We start from the raw sequence: 22919 nt of genomic DNA, 5'->3' as shown, positions 1-22919 counted from the left end.
GGCGTAAAATTACGAACCGGAAATCAGGGCTTATAATTTTTGAGAAAGGAAGCTAATTTTTTTACGGCGAGTCCGCGATGGCTAAGGGTATTCTTTTGAACGAGATCCATCTGGGCAAAGGTATGTTGTCGTCCTTCTGGCATAAATACGGGATCATAGCCGAAACCATGGCTACCATGACGTTCAGGGGTGATAATACCTTTTACGACGCCTTCGAATAATGAGGGATCTGGTGTTAGTCCAACGAGCGCAATAACAGTTCGAAACTGCGCGCTCCGGTTTTTGTGTGCTAAGAGATTAGAGAGCAACAACTCGATATTGTCGTCGCTGTTTCTTTGCGGGCCAGCATAGCGAGCGGAGTAGACGCCAGGCGCATTGTTGAGTGCAGAAACTTCTAGGCCGGTATCATCGGCAAAGCAAGGTGTTGCATAGTTTTGAAACACATAGTTGGCCTTTTGTAGTGCGTTGCCTTCTAGCGTGTCTTGTGTTTCGGGTAATTCTTCCTTGCAATTAATTTCATCGAGACTGATCAGGCGGAACTGGTTTCCCAATGCCGCCTGAACTTCCTCGATTTTATGCTTATTATTCGTCGCGAAGCAAATCTCGATCATTGTGGTTTCACAACATCCGTTAACTCGATTTCGAAGATCAGAATTGAATTAGCTGGGATTTGGCCAGACTGATCGCGGCTTGCGCCGTAGCCAAGATATGACGGAACGTAGAATGTAACCTTACCACCTTCTTTTATCTTTGGTAGGATGATTCTAAAGCCATCAATTAATCCTAACAAGCTTTGTGTTAGCGTACTACTTTGGATCGGATTTGCACTTGGACCATCGTTGGTTAACAATTTCAATTTGTAATTGAAGGTCACTACATCGTAAGGTGTAGGACTCAGATCTGATCCTACTGCTGTGATTTTGTAGTAGATACCGCTTTGATCCTTCACTGCTGTAGGATCATCTTCGCGTACATACTCCCCGATTTTTGTTGTATCGGCAACAAACTGGTTTTGTTCCGCTGTACTGCGTACCACTTCATTAAGCTCAACATCATACACAATGGTAGAGTTTGCCGGTACGCCCGAAGTACCAGCCTCTCCAAAGGCGTATTTTGAGGGAAGAAAAATACGCGCTCTCGCCCCTTCTTGCATGATAGAGTACATAAATTTTAATCCTTCTGGTTTTACGTCAGAAAGCTGATCCTCGATAATGTCATTATCAAAAGGAGAGAGTGTGCCACCTGGATTAAGAATTGAACCAAAGTATTCAGCGTCGATGGATTGTGACGTCTTCGGCATCACACCATAACCTGGTTGCAAAATTTGAAAACGAATACCATTTGTGTTATCATAATATACGCCCTGCGCATTTGTTGCTTTCAGGTAGTCGTCGATTAATAGTACCTCGGCTTTTAATTGTTTGTCTTCTTCCGGTGGGTCAGAAAGACATCCTTGCAATCCCAAGCTTAAACCAGCTGCGAGAAGCAGACATGATAAATACTTCACTTTCATACGATCAATTATTTAAGATTCACTTATTGACATGCGCCAGTCGCCTGATCAAATGCATTGCCTACGCGAATCAATTTCACGTTAAAGACAAGAATGGCATCAGGTGGAATTCTTCCTCTACCACGCGCGCCATATGCCAGGCCCGATGGGAGATAAAGTGTTGCAGAGTCGCCCACACCAAGTTTAGGAATGCCATATGTCCATCCTGGAACAACTTGTCTTAATGGAAATACGGCACTCGGTGCGCTGTCGAACTCTTGATTATTTTCTAAGAACAAACCTTGATACGAAACTTCAACACAGCTCTCTGGAGTAGGTTTTACACCACCTTTATTGGAGTGAAGCACATAGCGTAAGCCGCTTGTATCTTGTTCTGCTTTAATACCTTTTGATGCTAAAAAGTCATCAATCTTTTTGATGTCTTTGGCTTTTTGAAGGGGCACTCTTTTCTTGAAGAGTTCATCCAGGTATTGCGGTGCCTTGTGCGATTCGATAATCTCTTTCGCGCGGAAAGTAAGCGTGAACGTCAGCGTCGTGTCAAAACCAGGAGGAACGTTGGCGCCGAAAATCTCACTGAAGAATTTAGATGCGGGTAGCGTTAGCGTTGCGCTGTCCAACGGAGAAATCATGCGACCAATGTGCTGAATTCCGATTTCTTGCTCAAGCGATGAACTATCTTCGATTGGAAGAATGCCTGGGATACCGTTAATGTACGAATCATTCCAAACAGAATCTTTTGAGTCTTTGATGATATAGTGGAATACAATGGATTCACCTTTTTTGGCTTTCTCTCCAGTACCCGATTTTACGACGGTGAATTTTACACCCTTCGGTGTTACTTTCTCAGTCGGTTTTTCACAGGCCATGCAGAGGCACAACCCAAGCAATGCGATGAGCACGCTAGATTTTTTCGTCATAATCATGATTTGACACTAATTTGAATTATAAAGTTGTAATTGATTTTCAATTTTTAAGTTGTTGTTGATACGCCGGTAATAAGTCTAAAAATTGTTTTACCGTTTCATCCAACGTTAAAGCGGTTTGTCCTCCCGCAGCATTTCGATGACCGCCACCATTGAAGTGTTTCCGGGCTAAGTCATTCACTGAGAAATCTCCTAAAGATCTAAATGATAATTTAATGTTTTCCTTTCGATCAGAGATTAACACCGACAAACGAATACCTTTTATCGACAGACCATAGTTCACAAGTCCTTCGGTATCGCCGGTTTGAGAACTGTATTTTTTTAAGTCTTCCGCTGTCAGCACAATGTACGCTGTATTATACTCTGGAAGTACTTTCAATTTTTCGCTGAGCACGTATCCCATCAATCGCAGTCGTTCGATAGAATTCGTATCGTAAATAAATTTCGACACTTGGTACGGGTTCGCGCCCAACGCTACCAACTCACTGGCGGCAAGGAACACTTTATGATTCGTGTTGCCATGTCGAAAGCCACCCGTGTCAGTCATGATGCCTGCGTATAAGCAGTCGGCAAGGTCGGCATCAATAAATGCTTGATCACCCAGGTTTTTGATCACGTGATAAACGAGCTGTGCAGTGGAGGCGGCAGTTGTGTCCCATTCCTCAAAATCAGCAAAACGTTCTGGCTCGAGGTGATGGTCGATCAACACTTTTTTTGCCGACGATGCTTTCACCATTAAGCCAAGTTCGTTGATGCGATTAAGGCTTGAGAAATCCAGGCAAAAAATAATATCGGCTTGATCGATGATACGCTGTGCGATGGCTGCTTTGTCCTTCTGGAAAACAACAACTTCACTGTTGCCCTTCATCCAACTCAAGAAATCCGGATAGTCACTTGGCGTGATAACCGTAGCCTGGTGGCCCCGTTTCTTAAGATATCCAGCCAGTCCCAGCGACGACCCTAAGGCATCGGCATCAGGTTTAAAATGTGTAAGGATTACAGCATTTCTCGGCTGACTTAAAAACTGCTTGAATTCGGAAATATTCTCCATAGGTCAGTGAAAGCGAGGCGCAAAAATGGGAATTTTTTAGATGCGAAACCTTGTAAAAGATCCGTTGCGCCCGAAAAGTTCAAAATCTACGTACCGGCATTCGCCCACTATGGACTAATCTGTTATTTTTGCGGCCGTTTGTGGCCGTCGGGCCCTAAGAGAGATTAAAATAACAAATACTGAATATGGCTGGAAACAGAACTTTTACAATGATCAAACCTGATGCAGTAGCAGCAGGCAATACTGGCGCAATCACGAAGTTGATTGAGGAAGCTGGTTTCCGTATCGTAGCGATGAAGAAAACACAGCTTACCAAAGAGCGTGCAGGTCAATTTTATGCAGTTCATAAGGAACGTGGCTTCTACGGTGAGCTTTGCGCATACATGTCATCTGGATCGATCGTTCCGATGATTCTTGAGAAAGACAATGCTGTTGAAGATTTCAGAAAGTTGATCGGAGCAACTGATCCAACGAAAGCAGCTCCTGGAACGATTCGTAATCTTTTTGCAAAATCAATTGAGGCAAACGCGATTCACGGTTCTGACAGTGACGAGAATGCTGCAATTGAAGGTAGCTTCTTCTTTGCTGGAACGGAACAGTTCTAATATCAAAAGCTTTAAAACAAAGAGGCTGCCCTTTCGGAGCAGCCTCTTTTATTTTCTAAAAGGGGTGAGCCTATTTACCTTTTCTGAGATTGCTGTGTTTTCTGCTGTAGAGGAAATACACTACAAATCCGAGGAGCATCCAACCGAAGGCAACTTTCAATGTTGTGATGTCAAGTGCGACGATCATACCCGTACAAATCACAGCACCGAGAATCGGTACGAGCGGAAGCGTTGGTGAAGAAAGTGGTGAACGGAAAGGACGTTCGATGTTAGGCGACTTCATACGGAGAATCCAAACGCCAACACTTACTAACACGAACGCAAACAAGGTACCGAAGCTCGTTAAATCACCTGCTACGTGCCCTGGAACAAAAGCGGCAAACAATCCTACGAATACAAATAAGATCCAGTTTGCTTTGTAAGGTGTCTTGAATTTCGGGTGGAGTTCGCTGAATACTTTTGGAATGAGACCATCGCCGCTCATCGTGTAGAACACACGGCTTTGGCCAAGTAACATCACAAGAATTACAGATGAGAATCCGGCAAGAATTGCAACCGTAACAGCTGTTGACAACCATCCGTAGCCATGCATATACGTGGTGATTGCATAAGCAACAGAAGCTTCCCTTCCTTTTTCTGGATCAACAAAATCCTGCCAGTTGGCGACACCAGTTAATACGTGGCCAAACAAGATGTAAAGGATTGTACAAACCACGAGTGACCCGAGAATTCCGATAGGCATGTCGCGTTTCGGATTTTTTGCTTCTTGTGCAGCAGTTGATACGGCGTCGAATCCAATGAATGCAAAGAATACGATAGCAGCGCCACCCAGAACACCACCCCAACCATGTTTAAATACACCAGAATAGTCGGCGATGACTTTTCCTGCTGAATCAGTAACGGCTGGCGTTCCTTCCGGAATCATGTAAGGTGTATGGTTTGCTGGATTGATAAACTTCCAACCTACGAAGATGAAGATGAGAACGATGCTCACTTTAATAAATACGATGATCGCATTGACGAAAGCCGACTCCGACGTTCCTTTGATGAGAAGCAACGTGAGGGCTAACAGGATAATTAACGCGGGTGCGTTAACCATACCTTGGTGTAGTACACCGGCAGAGTCTGTAAAACTTTCCGCGGGCGCGTGACACCATTCGTAGGGTATTCGATTATCTAAGAGCTTGTTGAGATATTCGCTCCAGGCGATTGATACCGTTGCAGCACCGAGTGCGTACTCCATGATGAGCGCCCAGCCAATGGTCCAGGCTACAAATTCACCCATTGTAACGTAGCTGTAGGCATAAGCGCTACCAGCGATCGGAATCATGGCGGCAAATTCAGCGTAGCACAATCCTGCGAAAGCACAACCTATGGCAGCAACGATAAATGATAGGGTTACGGCAGGGCCTGCGGCTTGACCAGCGGCGGCAGCAGTTCTTACGAACAAGCCTGCACCGATAATGGCACCAATCCCAAGGGCCACAAGGTTGGCGGCACCTAGCGTGCGCTTCAAGCCTCCCTTTTCTGAGTCCCCCGCCTGAGCAAGGAGCTGCTCCAGAGGCTTCTTAATAAACAAACTCATGAATTCTTCTAAGGTTAAAAGTGAAAATTAGGTTTATAGGTCAAAAGTTATTCGGCCCTAAAGTAAGGAAGAATAATCTATTTGGCTAACGCGTGTTATGCGAAAGGAAGACCGAAAGTTTGAAAGTCTGGTACCCCCCCACCGAAATCCGTCATCCCCACCTTCCACTTCGCTACTTTTTACTTATCTTATATCAAACGTTTCCAGGGAGGGTAATTTCCCATGGAACAAAACCTGAGCCACCATATCAACCAAGTCATCCAAGGCGACTGCCTTGCGGTGATGACGGGGATCCCAGATAAAAGTATCGATATGATTCTCTGTGATCTTCCGTATGGCACCACTCAGAACAAGTGGGACTCGGTGATAGACCTTTCTCAGTTGTGGATCCAATACGAACGCATTATCAAAGATCACGGCGTCATTGCCCTTACGTCACAGGGTCTCTTTACGGCTAAGCTGATTCTAAGCAACGAAAAGCTCTTTCGTTATAAAATTGTGTGGATTAAATCAAAGTCGACCAATTTTCTAAACGCGAAAAAACAACCACTCCGAAAGCACGAAGACATTTGTGTTTTCTACAAGAAGCAGCCTGTTTATCATCCGCAGATGATCAACGGCAACGCGTATGATAAAGGCGTTCGGAAAGATCAATACACTGGGTGTTATAACGAGTTTAAACCAATGCACGTGCGTAGCGACGGCGTTCGATATCCGAGTGATACGATTTTTATTGAAGAACAAAATATTGATGATTTTGTCTATGTCAAGACGGCAGAAACAGAAGGCCCTGTTGTTCATCCAACGCAAAAACCGATCGAACTCGGCCGATATTTAATTCGAACGTTTACCAATCCTGGTGATGTAGTGCTCGATAATGCGTGCGGCAGCGGTAGCTTCCTGCTGGCAGCGCTGTTAGAAAATCGGAAATTTATTGGAATCGAAAAAAATGAAAATGTGCTACTTCATAAAGTAGCACCTGTCGATTATATCAAAATATGTCAAGACCGAATTAAAGCGCAAGAAACTCACGGCTTCGGTTCAGTTTCTTGATCCTGCTGTACGGAGTTTGATGCACTTGCATCGTTGCTCGTTGCTGCGCCATTAGCGTCTTCAACAGTAGGAATTGCGCGTTCTCCTTCACTGACCTCTGCATCGCCATCAACATGTTGCGCGAAAAATCTTTGCTGAAATATCAAAATGAGAACAACGCCGACGAAGATGGAAGAATCAGCGATATTGAAAACTGGACTGAAGAATAAGAATGAATCACCGCCAAGTTTAGGGATCCACGACGGCCACGTGAATTCAAACAGCGGAAAGAATAGCATATCGATCACTTGCCCGTGGAACCATGGTGTGGGCGAATCAACGAGATGATTGTCAAATAAGACACCGTAGAATGTGCTGTCTATCACGTTTCCAACAGCACCGCCAAGAATCAAAGCCATACACCAGAGAAAACCAGCATGTGCACCTTTCAAGGCCATCTTATAAAGGTAATAGCCAATCACGAACATGGCGCCGATTCTAAAAAGTGTAAGCGCAAGTTTACCAAATTCATTTTCCCAGCGGATGCCAAGTGCCATCCCCGGATTTAACAAGTAATGAAGACGAAATCCATATTGACCGTCGCCAATGATTTTGATTTCATCACCCACCTGCATATACTCATGCACGAGAATTTTAGATGTTTGGTCGATGAGAATGATGAACAGCGCGAGCAAAAAATATTTATAGATCTTCATGGTAATGCCGGTTCTTTAACGATTTGCGTCTTGTTGCGAACAACTTATTTCTTTACACTCACTTTCACTTTCAACATAAATTCATCCATGTCGACTTCCGTAGCGTTGCCCAAATTTTCTTTTAACTCCAGCGATAAGGCTTGTGTCTCGGTGCTGATGTATTCTTTGAATTCGGTAAGCGCGGCTGTTACAACTTCACCATCTTTCTCTACTTCGATGTTAATCTTGTCGAGAATTTCAAGGCCCATGTCTTTTCTGATGTTCTGAACACGGTTAACGAAATCACGTGCAATACCTTCCTTCTTCAACGCTTCCGTGATGGTGATGTCGAGCGCAACTGTAAGACCTGCTTCAGACGCCACAGACCATCCGGGAATGTCTTCCGAAGAAATTAACACATCTTCCAGTACCAAGTCGAAGCCGTCCTTCGATAATTTTCCTTGTTTCTCGATTGCAGCAATGTCTTCTTTTGTGAATGCACTGATGACAGTCGACACTTCCTTCATCTTTGGGCCATATTGTTTGCCAAGTTTTGGAAGATTCGGTTTTACTTTTTTCACGACGATACCAGACGTGTCGTCGATGTATTCAATGTGTTTCACGTTTACTTCGGCGAGAATAATTTCTTCTACCGATTTAATTCTATTCGCGAATGCATTGTCCAACACAGGAAGCAGGATGCGCTGCAAAGGTGTTCTTACTTTTACCTTAGCATTCTTGCGGATGGAGTGAACCAAAGAGCAAATGCGTTGTGCATACTCCATTGATTTTTCCAATTCCACATCGATCAACTGAGTCTCAGGCTTTACTAGATCTGTCAAGTGAACGGATTCGTGGCGAAGCGGCGTTTTGTTTGCAACCGCGCGATCACGAATGTTGTCAGTAAGATTTTTATACAACCATTCTGCATAGAACGGTGCAATCGGTGACATCAATTGATCAGCGACCAATAAACAAGTGTACAAGGTTTCGTACGCTGCTTTCTTATCTTCCGACATCTCACCCTTCCAGAAACGTTTACGATTTAAACGTACATACCAGTTGGACAAATGATCATTGACGAAATCTTGGATTGCCCGTGCGGCACGTGTCGGTTCGTACTCTTCGTATGCTTTTGTCGTTTCAATAACGAGTGACTGCAATTTAGAAATGATCCAACGATCTAAGTGTGTGAGATTATTGTGCGGAACGTTGTTCATTTCATCCTTCACGAATCCATCCACATTGGCGTAGAGTGCGAAGAAAGAGTAGGTATTCATTAACGTTCCAAAGAAACGACGCTGAACTTCTGTGATGCCGTCCATGTCGAATTTCAAATTATCCCACGGTGGCGCGTTTTCGATCATGTACCAGCGCACGATATCTGCACCGTATTTAGGAAGTGCTTCAAAAGGATTCACGACGTTCCCTTTTCGCTTCGACATCTTCTCGCCGTTCTTGTCGAGTACAAGTCCATTGGATATTACGTTTTTAAACGCAACACCACCGTTGCCAACTTGTTTGTTTACGGCTTTGATTTCGTCGCTGCTTTCGCTTAGCATGGCCGCAATCGCGTGGAGTGTAAAGAACCATCCACGTGTTTGGTCCACACCTTCGGCAATAAAATCTGCTGGGTAACTCTTTGCGAAAATATCTTTGTTCTCGAATGGGTAGTGCCATTGTGCGTAGGGCATTGCACCGGAGTCGAACCAAACGTCGATCAAGTCTGGTTCACGGTACATGGCTTGTCCTGTAGACGACACAAGAACAATGTCGTCAACGTATGGCCTGTGCAAATCGAAATCTTTGGCGAGTTCAGTTTTCATCAAACCGGCCTTTACTGCTTTTGCCACTTCTGTATTCAATTCAGCAATGGAGCCGATACAGATTTCTTCTTGACCATCTTTCGAACGCCAGATCGGAAGTGGTGTACCCCAATAGCGTGAACGCGATAAGTTCCAGTCAACAAGATTCTCCAACCAATTACCAAAACGACCTGTTCCGGTTGATTCGGGTTTCCAATTGATTTCATCTTTGTTCAACTTCACCATCTTGTCTTTTACTGCCGTGGTTTTGATGAACCATGCATCAAGCGGATAATACAACACTGGCTTATCTGTTCTCCACGAATGTGGATAGGTGTGTTCGTACTTGCGAACGTCGAATGCTTTGTTTTCTTCTTTTAAGATGATCGAGATGATAACGTCCGTCGTTTTGTAGTCGGGATGGTTTTCATCTTCGTCGGTATAGTTCTTCACATAGAAATCATCGGCGTTGAGTGGCTTATGTGTTTTGATGTTGAATTTGGCGACACCTTCTTTCAACTTCTCACCAATCACGTTGATGAATTTTCCTTTTTTATCAACCGTAGGCATCTCGTTGCCTGCGTCATCTTTTACGGTGAGTCCAGGGATACCATTTTGTTTCGCTACCCTGAAGTCGTCAGCACCGAAGGTTGGTGAAGTATGTACTACACCCGTACCGTCTTCTGTTGTCACGAAATCACCAGCGATCACACGGAAAGCTTTATCGGCGTCGTATGCGGGTAGTAGGTATGGCATCAATTGTTCGTACGCAATGCCAACAAGCTGTTTGCCGGTAAATTCTTGCACGACTTGGAAAGGAACAGCTTTGTCGCCCTTCTTGTAGTCTTCAAGCTTCAGGTCTTTATTTTTCTCGGAGAAATATTTTCCAACAAGGTCTTTTGCCATCACCACGCTGATCGGAAGATGAGTGTAGGCGTTATACGTATTGACTTGAACGTAAGTGATTTTCTCACCAACAGCAAGGGCCGTGTTCGAAGGGAGTGTCCAAGGTGTGGTTGTCCAAGCGAGAACGAATACATCTCCTTTCGGTGCGCTGAAAAGGAATTCAGACTTTGCATCGCGTTTCACTTTGAACTGGGCAACGATCGATGTGTCTTTTACCTCTTTGTAACAACCCGGTTGATTGAGTTCGTGTGAGCTTAAGCCCGTTCCATCCGACGGCGAATATGGCTGAATGGTGTAGCCTTTGTACAGCAATCCTTTGTTGTAGAATTGTTTCAGAATCCACCAGAGCGATTCGATGTATTCCTTCTCGTAAGTGATGTAAGGATTTTCAAGATCAACCCAATAGCCCATTTTCATGGTCAGGTCGTCCCACTGATCTTTGTACATCATTACCGTTTCACGGCATTTTTGATTGTACTCCTCGATGGAAATTTTTTTGCCGATGTCGTCTTTGGTGATACCGAGTTGCTTTTCGACTTGCAATTCAACGGGAAGACCGTGGGTGTCCCATCCGCCTTTGCGTTTCACTTGAAAGCCTTGCAATGTTTTATAGCGGCAGAAGATGTCTTTTACAGTCCTGGCCATCACGTGGTGAATACCCGGCGTACCGTTCGCAGAAGGAGGACCTTCGTAAAACGTGAACGTCTGGGCGCCCTCCCGGTTTGACACTGACTTTTCGAAAACCTGCTTTGCTTTCCAGAAATCGAGGATTTCGGACGCAATTTTTGCAAAATTTAACTCTTTAAACTCCTGGTACTTACCCGCCATGATTACTAACTAGACTTCGGTTCTTTGATAAGACGGCAAAGATAACAAAGAGTCCGAAAGTCCGAGGTCCGGAAGTGGGAAAGAAATGCATCCAGTTTAGACGCTATTTCACAAAGGGACAGGGAGTTTCATGAGGATGTCACAACCTCATAAGTGAAATCGGTTTACTCTGCTGCCGAATGTCTATTGTGAATTTTGATCTTGTCGAGATCAATTTCTTCGTCCTCAGATTCGCCATAGAAGTCCGAGTCAAACTCGTCGATAAGCAAGTGCTCACCTTTTTTTCGCTTCGGTTTATCGAACGTCATGATCAACGCTGGTAGTAAAATCAAGTTTGTAAACATTGAAATCACCAACGTCGTGGAGGTCAATAACCCGAGGGCTATTGTTCCTCCAAAATCGGAGAATGCAAAAATGATAAAGCCTGCAAACAACACGATCGAAGTGTACATGATGCTCTTACCGGTTTCAAGAATGCTGTCGCTAACAGCTTTTGGTATGAAGAAATTATTCGACAAAATTTCCTGACGATACTTCGCGAGAAAGCGAATAGAGTTGTCAACGGAAATTCCGAACGTAATGCTGAAGATAAGTGCCGTACTTGCTTTCAGCGGGATGTCGAAAAAGCCCATCAAGCCTGCGGTGATCATCAACGCGAGAAGGTTTGGAACGAGCGATATAACAATCATTCTTACGTTAGCAAAAAGGATTGCCATCGAGAGGGTGATGAGTAAAAATGCTAGGAGCAGACTTTCTTTCAGGTTGTCGATCAAGAATTTGTTTCCCTTGATAAAGATTTTCGTAGACCCCGTTACGGTTGCGCGAATGGTGTCCTTACCTGTTGGTTTGAAAATCTGCTCCATGCGCGGCTCGATGGTGTTGTGAACCAATGAATCTAGCTTTACCGAACCAATGTCTGCGATCTGGCAGGAGATACGCATCTTTGTAAATGATGAATCGACAAATGATTTGAAGAGACCACTGTTGTCTTTCTGTCCCTTCATGTAATTCAAGACATAGTTTCTATCACCTTTGTCTGGAAGAGCGTACCGTGCAGGGTTGTTATTGTAAAATCCTTGTCGTGAAGCTTTCACTAAGCTGAGAACTGAAAGGGGTTTTGATACATGAGGAAGTGAGTCAAGAAACGTTTCGAGTTCTTCTACTTTCGTCATGGTCTTTAAATCGATAAGGGGACGCTTCTTCTTCGTTTTAACCTCCACAACAATTTCTAATGGCATTACACCACTGAAGTTTTCTTCAAGAAATTTGAGATCTTTTTTGATCTGACTTTCTTCCGGAATGTCATCAACCATATACGACACAGAATGCAGCTTGGTAATGCCATACACGGAGAGTAATCCAAATACAATCGACGTAACATAGATCGCGACGCGGTGACGATGAACCATTCCATCTACCCATTGCAAGAAGCCACCCATGACTTTGAAGTTGAGATGGCGCAAATGTTTCTCGGATGGTGTAGGAAGCCACGAGAAGATTCCTGGAATCATGACGAGGCTTACAAAGAAGAGCGACATGATGTTGATCCCGGCCACGATACCAAACTCACGAAGAATGATAATGTCTGTTGCGAGTAATGTTAAAAAGCCGATGGCCACCGTGAGGTTGGTGAGAAATGTTGCCAATCCCATTTTCATCACCACGACCCGAATAGCCTCAAGCTTGTTTTTTGATTTCGCGTATTCGAGGTGGTATTTGTTGAGAAGATAAATGGCGTTTGTAATTCCGATCGTAACAATCACGGGCGGTATTAAACCTGTGAGAAGCGTGATCTTGTAACCGAATATGCCGAGTGTGCCCATTGTCCAAATCACCACGATGCCAATGATGATCATCGAAAAAATCACGGCGCGGAACGAACGGAAAAACAGGAACATGATTACGCCCGTGATGATGGCTGACGCATAGAGGAAAATATTCATCTCGCGTTTTACTTTGTTGGCTACAATCGTGCGAATGAAAGGTAGGCCTGCGTAACGGAGTGTGATTTTTGTTTTGTCTTCAAATCTTTTTCCTGCGGCCAGAAGTGATTCTGTCAATGCTTCACGCTTTGATGAATTCATTACTTCCTTTTGAACGGAAATGAGCATCATCGTTGCACCGTTTCCTGTGTTCACGATGCGGTCCATGTACACTTTTTGTCCGCGTGCGAAAGCCAAAGCGGTGTCCAGTTTTTGCTGGGAGTCGATTGTTTCTGGAAAGATCGGTTCCAAGAAAAACTTGGTGTTGGCAGTATCTTTTTGGATTGCTTTTATAACAGGCAATGAAACGACTTCATTTACGCCGGCAATGGTTCGTATTTCTTTGGTGAGTTGACGAAATGCGTTGAAGTTATCGAGTTTGTAGAGTGCGCTGTCCTTTACGCCAACGGCGATGATATTGCCATCTTCGCCAAACTGCGCCTTAAATTTTTGAAGATACACCATGTCAGGATCGTCGAGGGGCACGGTGCGCGCAAAGTCATAACTCATTTCAACTTTGGTAGCATAGTATCCCATTACACCGGTAATGGCGATGATGACCAAAATTGAGGTTAATCGATAGTCAATAATCCATTGTGAAAGACGATTCCACATGTTCTTTTCGCTTTAAAGTTTGGTTGTGGTCGGTAGTCTGGACGACAGCGCAAAATACCGTCCCAAAACTAACGAATTTTGGTTTGGACCCTCATTTTTCTGGGCTTTTTACACCAGTGCTTCCTTCTTAAAATAAACGGAGAAGGTGGTGCCCACTTCCGGCTCGCTTTCTACGTGGATCTTTCCCCCTAAAGCTGCCATCTGGGTTTTGATAAGATACAATCCCAATCCGCGGCCCTCCATGTGAAGGTGAAAGCGCTTGTAAAGATTAAACATGCTGTTGCCGTACTTGGTGAGATCGATACCCAATCCATTATCGACAACGGACAGCTTAACATACTCGTGTTCGAGTTGGGTTTGTATTTGAATTTCCGGTACACGGTCGGGATGACGATACTTGATCGAATTGCTGATCAGGTTGTACAGAATGCTATCGACGTAAGGACCAACGGCGTAAACTTTTCGCATTTCAGTAAAATTGCTGCTCAACCGCGCATTTGTTTCTTCACACTCGCGCTCTAATATTTTACTCACACGGTCAAGGGAAGCCTGAAGATCAACCTCGATGAAATTACTCGTGTGTTTTTTGATGTCCAAGATCGTGTTCAAGTCGCGGATGACATTGTCAAGATCCTTTGTTGAACTGACGAGCTTTTGCATCACCGAATTTTTTTCCTGTGGTGAATCTGAGAGCTCCATCACGTGGGCAAGACCTAATATTCGAGCAAGCGGTGCGCGAAGGTTATGGGCTGAAATGAAAGCGAATTGTTCGAGCTGATTGTTCTGTTCAATCAACTCTTGATTGGCTTGTTTAAGCTGCTGTGTTCGTAGGTCTACTTCTGCCTCTAACACCTCGTTGTGGCGCTCAATGATGTTGTGCGCGTGCTGGAGCTTTTTGTTTTGCTCAGCAAGGGCGTCACGCTGTGCAGCAATTTCTTCTGACTGAAGTTGTAAAGCATCGCTTTGCTGTTGTATCTCTTTGGTGCGTTCCGATACATTGGTTTCAAGTTGCTGATTTTGCTCGGTCAGCAGTTTGTTCTTGTCGGCTTCTGACTCGTGCAACAGTGTTGATAATTTGAAAGTTTTACGCGTGTGGTAGGCAGTGTAGAGTAATGTCGGTAAACAGATTAAGAAGAGAACGATTTGAAGAATATGATTTCGCTTTAAGGCCGATTCGTATTGCGATTGTGCTTCGGCATTGATGCGATCTTCGAAGGTTGCAATATTTTTCTGGCATTGAAGATATTGTAGCCATAAGTAGAGGCCTCTGTCGGAGGTGAATAATTTTTTGAAATCATCGTCGCGATTTTGTGCGAGTAGGTTTCGCATCTCGAGGCAGAACTTAACGTAACTTTGCAGCGAATCGCGCAAGGCGTGAAATTCACCCAGTTTATCGTATCCCTGTTTTACAAGGCGCGTTTCGATATTGTTGAGAATAGAATCCTTTCGGAGTAATGCACTGTCGACAGGTGAAAAGAATCTCTCTTCGCGAATGATGGCATAACCACGAATACCGATGTCGATACCATGGATGGTTGACTTTCCAATTTGTTCGGTGAAGAGCTTGATCGTCTCGGCCTCGTTTTGGAGCGCACGATTTTTTTCAATGATCGTATTGTTATAGTACGTCAGCAGGATGTCGGCGAGCAAGAGCAGGTTAATGATCGCCACCACCACATAAATAAAATTTTTCTCACGCAGATTTGTCATGCCTCGATCGGTCATTGACGCACACGATCATTGATTTAAGTTAGGATGAAACAATGAAGACGCGAAGGAAGCGAGCGGATTTATTTGCAAGCACATGCACCTCGCCAAAATATGTTTGCGCAAACTCAGCAGAAAGGGAGTAGCTAAGGCAAAAGTTCCACACATAATCATCATCTACGCCATACCTTTGATACGTTGGTAAAGCGAAATTGCGTGCTTGTCAGTTAGTCCCGAGACAAAATCAACAATGAGCCTTAGCATGCGATAGTAATCGCTCGGATGAATGGCCATCGCAGGTTCAAACTCCGCTGGAAGAAGCTTCTGCAGATTACTATACTTTCGATTTTTGGACTTCTCCATGTAGTGTACACCCGCTGTTGTAAACTCTTCTAGCAGTCCCGGGATCACCTGATGCCCTGCAGCTTCTATTTCTACAACCTTTCGTGCGCGATAAATCTTGTCTACAGAAACATCAATGATATCTTTTAACGCATGACGGGAAAAGCAAAGGTCAGCCAACGCTTGGTCAAAGCTTCCATCCAAGATTTCTCGCTCATGATCAAGGAAGAGTGTACTACATTCTTCCATCAGATCACCAATCGCCAACGCGCGGAGGTAGCCAATTCTTTCTTGCTGACTTGATAGTTGATCGAGCTTTGCCAGTTTGTCTTTATTCTTCGAGATCACCCCCATGAATAATTCACGCGCGTCTTCGTAGCGAACCAGTCCCAGGCTACAACCATCTTCCAGGTCGATAATGCTGTAGCAAATATCATCAGCGGCTTCTACTAAATACGTGAGGGGGTGGCGGTGCCAGCTATTTTCATCTTGCTGTTTGAGTTGAAGCGCACTGGCAATGGATTGAAATATCTTCTTCTCGCTCTCGAAAAAACCGAATTTCTTTTGACTCCGTTTAGACTTGTCTCGATTAGGAAAATGGGAGGTACATGGGTACTTTGTAAAAGCGCCAAGCGTAGCGTACGTGAGTTTTAAACCATATTGATTTTTATTCACGATACGAAATCCCTGAGCGTTACCTTCGAAATGTGTTAGGTCGGACCATTCTTCTACCGAAAGTTTGTCTTGAAAAGATTTTCCGATCGGATGAAGGTTAAAAAAATCTGAGATCGCATCTTCGCCTGCATGACCGAAAGGCGGGTTACCCAAATCATGTGCTAAAGAAGCCGCCGCCACAATAGCACCGAAATCGTATAACGTAAAGTCAGTTTTTAGCGATGGGTTTCTGTCCAGGATAACGGAACCAACTTTCTTACCTAGACTTCTTCCAACACTCGATACCTCTAAGCTGTGGGTAAGGCGCGTGTGTACGAAATCATGTTCTGGTAGCGGATGCACCTGTGTTTTGTCTTGCAGTCGTCTGAAAGGATGTGAGAAAATGATACGATCATAATCTTGTTCGAAGGCACTCCGCGATGGTTCTGAATATGCAGGTGTGCGTTCGGAGCGTTGTGCAGAGAGTAAGGACTTCCAATTCACAGATTTCAATTTGGTGTGCAAGGTAGCGAAAGTTCATCGTTAACAATTTTTACAGTTCGCGTAATAGCGCAATATGTCGCGTTGCATGATCTCTCGCGAACTGTAAAAAATTAGCGGTCACCGATTACTCTTTTAGAACAAAATCGATACACATCACGGCCGCGAGAATAAGTTGGCGCAGTGGACTGTTTTCAGGTACATCGGGGCTGATTTGCAGAACATAATTGTCAGCAGACGTGAAGAACTCCTTACCGAATCCTGACCATTTTTTGGATACGCTGGCAAACTCGCGGTTATCGCTCGAAACGAATTTGAAATCCCAGCTTGCCCAATGTCCTTTTAGCATACATAGGGAGCGTTCCTGTGCATCAAGTACTTCGAATTTTCCGCCGATAGAAAAGAATTTCTGTTTGAACTTTCCAATAACCATGTCATTCTCATCGAGCACTTCAACAGTGGAGAGGAATAAAGACACACCGCGACGTACTGCAATCACTTTTGCACCTTCGGCAGTTTTGATCGTGATGTCAAAAGGTGTCATGCGCTTGTAATCGGTAAAACGGAAGAGCTTGGTGAAGAAACCAAGATTTTCTTCGCGGCAGGTCATGATCATTTGCTGCGACGTTGGATCGTAGATATCGAAGTTACTTGACGCTTTGAATAAGCCAACATGTTCTTTAACAAAGAAGATGTTCTTTTGTAAGATGGGGTTCATATAAACGTTTTGTTATTTAAGATTTAAGGGGTCTTGTCGTAAAAGCTTTCCAAGAATGCCATACACTTCAGGTAGTTCTGCCTTGAATTGTGCAGGCCTTTCGAAGAAGTTTTCTACCGCTACACTGAAAAACTCATGACGATTCGTGCAAGCATAAGGCCGAATGATTTTGTTCGGGATAATTTCCATTTGTAAACAAATGTGATCGGCATAATCATCGAATGTATCAAAAAGATTTTCATCGAATACTTGCGATTCTTCACGCATCATCGACTCTAATCGAAGGGCATGTGCCATTTCATGAAGGCCCACATTAAATGCATCGTTAGGATTGATGTAGCCGTCGATAAAACTTTGCCACGATAGCACGATGATGCCGAACCGTGGGTTGACTTCTCCCTTGTGATAACGCTTTGTGATGCCGGAGTAATAATCGTTGGGATAGACTAAGATCTTATTAAAATGCTGTAACGGATGATCGGGAAGTCCAAAAGTAAGTTGCACCGCCGAGGCTGCGATAAGCACTTTTGCTTCGAGCGTAATGCTGTCGATCATGCGTGGTATAAATTGTTTGCTGTACACAAACAAAGTCACCTTGCGTTCGAAAGTAAGTTTTGCAGAAGGTGATAACGCCTGGTAGTACTTAAAGTATTTTTGAAGGATGTCGCGATAAGCTTGCGGCACCGGAAGAACTTTTGCTTTCACAGGTGCCGCTTGCCGATCGACATATTGGTAACCGTGCTTGATATGTTGTGCGTATCGCATCATGGCTAACACAACAATGATCAATACGATCACTACGCTTTCCATTGGATTAAATCTTTCTCAAAAGATTGTTAATTGAACAAGCATCGATGAGTTTGCTTCTCAAATCTTTCACGTGAACACGCTCTTGTTTCATCGTGTCACGATCGCGAATGGTTACCGTGTTGTCTTCGAGTGTTTGATGATCGATCGTGATACAGTAAGGAGTACCAATGGCATCTTGTCTTCTGTAGCGTTTCCCGATCGCATCCTTCTCTTCGTAGAAACAACGCAAGTCGTACTTCAAGTCATTCATGATTTCAGCTGCCTTTTCAGGTAGGCCGTCCTTTTTCATCAATGGAAGTATAGCGACTTTATGTGGTGCAAGGGGTGCAGGAATTCTTAATACCACGCGATCGCTGCCATCTTCAAGTTTTTCTTCTTTGTATGAATTCGCAAGCACCGAAAGGAACATGCGGTCAAGGCCAACAGAAGTTTCAACGACATAGGGCACGTAAGACTGGTTGTCTTCTGAATCGAAGTATTGTAATTTCTTGCCGGAGAATTTTTCGTGGCTCTTCAAATCAAAATCGGACCGTGAGTGAATTCCTTCCAGTTCACGGAAGCCCATCGGAAAATTGAATTGGATATCGCAAGCTGCCTTCGCGTAGTGCGCCAAGTTCAAGTGATCGTGGAAGCGATAATTCGCTGCACCCAAACCAAGGGTCTGGTGCCAGCGCATTCTTTTCTCTTTCCAGTACTCGTACCATTTTCCTTCTTCGCCTGGTTTAACGAAGAACTGCATTTCCATTTGTTCAAATTCACGCATCCGGAAAATGAATTGGCGTGCAACGATCTCGTTACGGAATGCCTTACCGATTTGTGCAATACCGAATGGGATTTTCATCCTACCGGTTTTTTGTACGTTGAGGAAGTTTACAAAAATACCTTGCGCAGTTTCAGGGCGGAGATAAATTTTATTCGCATCGTCTGCCAATGAACCGATCTCGGTAGAGAACATCAAGTTGAACTGACGGACTTCTGTCCAGTTACGTGTACCGGAAATAGGATCGGCAATTTCAAGGTCGTCGATGATCTTTTTCATCTCTACCATATCGCCACTACCCATCGCATTTTTCATGCGCTCGTTTACCTCATCGATCTTCTTTTTGTATTCTACAACGCGACCATTCGTAGCGATGAACATGTCGCGGTCGAAATTCTCAAAACGTTTCGCAGCCTTTTCAACTTCTTTTTCAATCTTTTCTTCAAGCTTCTCGATGTATCCTTCGATAAGCTGATCGGCACGATAGCGTTTTTTAGAATCCTTGTTGTCAATCATCGGGTCGTTAAACGCGTCAACGTGACCTGATGCTTTCCAAGTCGTGGGGTGCATGAAAATAGCCGCGTCGATACCCACAATGTTATCGTGGAGAAGCGTCATGAACTTCCACCAGTACTCTTTGATATTATTTTTGAGCTCGGCCCCGTTCTGACCGTAGTCATACACCGCGCTTAAGCCATCGTATATTTCGCTGGAAGGGAAGATAAAGCCATACTCTTTCGCATGGGCGATTACATTCTTAAAAAGGTTGTCTTCTTGATTTGCCATAAGGGGCAAAGATAATATTAGGGATCAGTTGACGGTGAGCCAGGTAAAAAAAAATGCGGGGCTTAACGCCTGTTAGCGTGGGAGCCAAACCGTAAAAGTAGAACCTTGGCCAAGTGTCGACTGGAATTTTATGGTGCCGGAGAGTTTTTCAACAGCCTCTTTGGTAATGTAAAGGCCGAGCCCCGACCCTTCGGCCTGATCGCTAGCCCTGTAAAACATGGAGAATAATTTGGCGTGGTGATCGGGCGAAATTCCAATACCATTGTCTTCAACCACCAAGGTCATTCCGCGTGAGTCGGCAAGCGCTTGTATCGATACGGTCGGTGTGTCTTTACGTCGATCCTGATATTTGAAGGCATTGCCAATGAGGTTACTCAAGATGATTTTGATGCGCGCGGGATCTGTATCGAAATTAAAGTCAGCCGGTATTTCGACATTCACCTGCAACGACGAATCTTTTGCGTACCGTAAATTTTCGAGCACCTCGTTCAATAATCCCTTTAAGTGGATGGGTTGTTTGATTACATCGATTCGTGCGTTTCGAGATATATCAATGATCTCGTGAATAAATTCGTCCAAGCGATGGATCCGTGATTCCAACATTTGAAGACATTGGTCGACCTCTCGTGGGTCTTCCGTTTTTCGAGCGATGTGTATGAGGCCGAGCATTGACGTTAACGGTGCACGCATATCGTGAGAGGCGCTGTAAACAAATCGATCGAGTTCTGCATTCGCTTTTGTAAGCGCTTGGTTTTGCCTACTAATCTCCTCCTGCTTTCTATTGAGGATCGCTTCTGATTTGAAGTTCAAACGAACCATAAAGTAAAGTACCATTGCCGACGTGAGGAGGCCGATGCTAAAATTGATTAGTTGATTTGACTTTACATACGCCTCGGGGTAGCCAGCTTTGGGCAACATGGAAAATCCGCTTACAAAGCTTACCCAAAATAAAATGACAACAATGAAGCAATACCCAATGGCGAAACCGCGGTTCTCATACCCAAAGATGGCAAATGAACTCATCGCGAGAATGAGATAGTAGAAATGGGCGTCGGTTACAAAATCAGACTTTGTCGTGAATAGAAAAATTACAAATGTGCCAATAGCCAACACTATAGATTTGGCAATAGTATGATAGCCATTACGATTTAAGATAAGTGAACTGATGCCGCCTGTCATCAGGATATAGTAACCAAAGTAGGCGTCGTCGATAAGATAAGCGGTGTGATAGATTGTGTAAAACACACCGACGAGGGTAGATAACAAGGCGAGATAGCCGGTAAGGATAGCACGCTTAAAATTGTTTTGCGACGCAATGAAAAGGTCTTTGCGAAGCAGGATATCCCGCATTTTGAATTTCATGGAGGGGTGTGTCTTTAGGTGCCGTTTACGGCATACGGTTTTACATTACAGACAATCTATACAATAAAACCGAGAACCTGATCACGGATTAGTGACAGTAAGCTGAATGCGGTAAACTGTGAACGGAAAAGCCGTGAACTACAGGCTATTTCTGCGGCAACTTCACGATGAAGGTAGAACCGACACCGGGTGCGGACTCTAAACGGATTGATCCCGACAATTTGACAAGCGCCTCTTTAACGATGTACAAACCAAGCCCCGATCCTTTCGATTGCTCATTGCCGCGATAAAACATGTCAAATATGCGGTTGTGATATTCAGGGGCAATACCCTGTCCGTTGTCTTCTACTTTTAGAAAGAAAACACGTCCATTGAGTTGGTAATGCAGACGGATAAACTTATTGTTCTTCCGAACGTCGTGATATCGGATGGCATTTGATATCAAGTTTGCAAGGATTACGCGCAAGCGATTTTTGTCCGTTTCAATGTAAAGATCTTCTTGAATATCGATCTCACATTTAATATGCTCGGCTTCTGGAGAAAATCTCAGACTATCCCACACTTCGCTGGCGAGTTCATGGAGATTGATTCGCTCGCGGATAATCTCAAGTCGATTGTTACGCGAGTAGTCGGTAATGTCTTTGATGAATTTATCCAGTGAATGGATACGGTCTTTCATCATTCCCAGATACTGCTTCACCTCACGTTCGCTGTTGCTTCGATGGGCGATATCGATGAGTCCGAGTACAGACGATAATGGTGCACGAAGGTCGTGTGATGTACTGTATACAAAGCGATCAAGCTCCGTGTTTGTCTTGACGAGTTCGGCATTACTCTGCACTAACTGTAAAGCGTTGTAGTGGTTCAGGCTGATCAAAAGATACACCCCCATGGTAACACAAGGAAGCGCAACAGAGAAATTAAGCACGAGTTTGAAGAGCATAATTTCATCTGAATAGTGACGGTATGGCAATATGCTGAAGTCAACAAAATAGGCGAGTGCAAAAAGAAAATACGTGAAGACAGCAAATAGTATTGATAGCAGGCGCTGCTTGTAATTGAATACACAAAAAGCGGCAAGTGTATTGACGATAAAAAACAAGAAAGCGCCGCTACCTGCGGATTCACTCGCGGCGAAAAGATATACTGCGATGTTTATGGTAGGAAGCAGAAAATAATTGGCAAGGCAATGATCTCCTTGACGATGAATGAAGATGGAAAGACCGAGAAAAAAAATGGTTGTGATGAATATTGGTAAGCCTACGTAGCTACCGAGGCAAGCGCCAACCGTTGCGTACATGAGGCAGAGCACGATGCCAATGAGCGCAAACTGTCCAGAGAGAATGACCTGTTTAAATTCGCCGTAAGACTCAATATAGGTATCCGGCCCGATGATCAGATTCCTAACCCACTTCCTGAACGGTGATAATTTTATTTCTGTCGGCTTATTCACACTACAAAATTATGGCGAACATCAGCCTCAGACTTTTTCATTGACACCGGAAGGGCAGGTGTGCAAGTTTTTCCGGCGAAAGCAAAAAGATTTATAAGGTTTTGCCGGAATATTCGGGTGTGACGGACATTTTTCAAAAATCCCGAATTACGTTTTATCGATCGGCTTGCAAAAATTCAGTCCTTGATATTCAGGCAATTGAATTTTTATTCTGGACCGCACGAGCACACGGCAAATAATATTTTACCTAACCATACTGAATCGCGCTCAGTCTCTACAATGTGCC

At 44.2% G+C, this 22919-nt stretch carries 17 protein-coding genes; 2 read left to right on the top strand and 15 right to left on the bottom strand.

All coding sequences use genetic code 11. The features are described 5' to 3' along the window. Window positions 1-23 precede the first annotated feature (23 nt). Genes rdgB through DQQ10_RS01365 form a run of 4 tightly spaced genes read right to left on the bottom strand, consistent with a single transcriptional unit; the run spans window position 24 to window position 3487 of the window. Window positions 24-611 (bottom strand): RdgB/HAM1 family non-canonical purine NTP pyrophosphatase, encoded by a 588-nt coding sequence (gene rdgB, locus DQQ10_RS01380; RefSeq protein ID WP_112745003.1) that lies wholly within the window; start codon window positions 609-611, stop codon window positions 24-26. Beyond that, window positions 608-1513, bottom strand: coding sequence for an FKBP-type peptidyl-prolyl cis-trans isomerase (locus tag DQQ10_RS01375; RefSeq protein WP_112745002.1), 906 nt, complete (start codon window positions 1511-1513; stop codon window positions 608-610). The genes rdgB and DQQ10_RS01375 overlap by 4 nt, the downstream gene beginning before the upstream one ends. A 23-nt stretch (window positions 1514-1536) precedes the next feature. Next, entirely contained in the window at window positions 1537-2430 is an 894-nt protein-coding gene (locus tag DQQ10_RS01370; protein WP_165823766.1) for an FKBP-type peptidyl-prolyl cis-trans isomerase, read from the bottom strand. Between the two features lie 46 nt (window positions 2431-2476). Then, window positions 2477-3487 carry a DHH family phosphoesterase gene (locus DQQ10_RS01365; protein WP_112745000.1) on the bottom strand — a complete coding sequence of 337 codons (1011 nt, stop codon included), beginning with the start codon at window positions 3485-3487 and terminating at the stop codon, window positions 2477-2479. A gap of 185 nt (window positions 3488-3672) precedes the next feature. Between DQQ10_RS01365 and DQQ10_RS01360 the strand changes: the two genes are divergently transcribed. Continuing rightward, window positions 3673-4092 (top strand): nucleoside-diphosphate kinase, encoded by a 420-nt coding sequence (locus DQQ10_RS01360; RefSeq protein WP_112744999.1) that lies wholly within the window; start codon window positions 3673-3675, stop codon window positions 4090-4092. A gap of 70 nt (window positions 4093-4162) precedes the next feature. On the opposite strand, the gene DQQ10_RS01355 is transcribed toward DQQ10_RS01360, so the two are convergent. Further along, entirely contained in the window at window positions 4163-5677 is a 1515-nt protein-coding gene (locus DQQ10_RS01355) for an amino acid permease (protein WP_112744998.1), read from the bottom strand. 222 nt (window positions 5678-5899) lie between these two features. On the opposite strand from DQQ10_RS01355, the gene DQQ10_RS01350 reads away from it, so the two are divergent. Then, window positions 5900-6730, top strand: coding sequence for a DNA-methyltransferase (locus DQQ10_RS01350; protein ID WP_112744997.1), 831 nt, complete (start codon window positions 5900-5902; stop codon window positions 6728-6730). On the opposite strand, the gene DQQ10_RS01345 is transcribed toward DQQ10_RS01350, so the two are convergent. The 10 genes from DQQ10_RS01345 to DQQ10_RS01300 all read right to left on the bottom strand — a co-directional run bounded on the left by DQQ10_RS01345 (window position 6706) and on the right by DQQ10_RS01300 (window position 22633). After that, a complete protein-coding gene (locus DQQ10_RS01345) occupies window positions 6706-7425 on the bottom strand; it encodes a lipoprotein signal peptidase (protein WP_112744996.1) in 720 nt (239 codons plus the stop codon). The two genes, DQQ10_RS01350 and DQQ10_RS01345, sit on opposite strands and share 25 nt — an antisense overlap. 44 nt (window positions 7426-7469) lie before the next feature. Further along, the gene (gene ileS, locus DQQ10_RS01340; protein ID WP_112744995.1) at window positions 7470-10943 is read right to left on the bottom strand and encodes an isoleucine--tRNA ligase; all 3474 of its coding nucleotides are present in this window, start codon (window positions 10941-10943) and stop codon (window positions 7470-7472) included. Window positions 10944-11107: 164 nt separating this feature from the next. Beyond that, a complete protein-coding gene (locus DQQ10_RS01335) occupies window positions 11108-13540 on the bottom strand; it encodes an efflux RND transporter permease subunit (RefSeq protein WP_165823765.1) in 2433 nt (810 codons plus the stop codon). Window positions 13541-13648: 108 nt separating this feature from the next. Next, on the bottom strand, window positions 13649-15250 hold the full coding sequence (locus DQQ10_RS01330; protein WP_165823764.1) for a sensor histidine kinase: 1602 nt from the start codon (window positions 15248-15250) through the stop codon (window positions 13649-13651). Between the two features lie 174 nt (window positions 15251-15424). After that, window positions 15425-16747: a deoxyguanosinetriphosphate triphosphohydrolase gene (locus DQQ10_RS01325; RefSeq protein ID WP_112745722.1), complete on the bottom strand. Its 1323-nt coding sequence runs from the start codon at window positions 16745-16747 to the stop codon at window positions 15425-15427. 124 nt (window positions 16748-16871) lie between these two features. Then, window positions 16872-17462: a phospholipid scramblase-related protein gene (locus DQQ10_RS01320; protein ID WP_112744993.1), complete on the bottom strand. Its 591-nt coding sequence runs from the start codon at window positions 17460-17462 to the stop codon at window positions 16872-16874. A 12-nt stretch (window positions 17463-17474) separates the two neighbouring features. Further along, a complete protein-coding gene (locus DQQ10_RS01315; protein ID WP_112744992.1) occupies window positions 17475-18272 on the bottom strand; it encodes a zinc-dependent peptidase in 798 nt (265 codons plus the stop codon). Between the two features lie 4 nt (window positions 18273-18276). After that, window positions 18277-19818, bottom strand: coding sequence for a glycine--tRNA ligase (locus DQQ10_RS01310; protein ID WP_112744991.1), 1542 nt, complete (start codon window positions 19816-19818; stop codon window positions 18277-18279). A 72-nt stretch (window positions 19819-19890) separates the two neighbouring features. Then, a complete protein-coding gene (locus DQQ10_RS01305; protein WP_112744990.1) occupies window positions 19891-21180 on the bottom strand; it encodes a sensor histidine kinase in 1290 nt (429 codons plus the stop codon). Window positions 21181-21325: 145 nt separating this feature from the next. Next, entirely contained in the window at window positions 21326-22633 is a 1308-nt protein-coding gene (locus DQQ10_RS01300) for a sensor histidine kinase (RefSeq protein WP_112744989.1), read from the bottom strand. Window positions 22634-22919: the final 286 nt, after the last annotated feature.

Origin of the sequence: Pseudochryseolinea flava (genome assembly GCF_003286915.1) — a bacterium.
Lineage (GTDB): Bacteria > Bacteroidota > Bacteroidia > Cytophagales > Cyclobacteriaceae > Ohtaekwangia > Ohtaekwangia flava.
The sequence above is the reverse complement of the archived record's forward strand: the minus strand, read 5'-3'. Positions and strand labels throughout refer to the sequence as shown.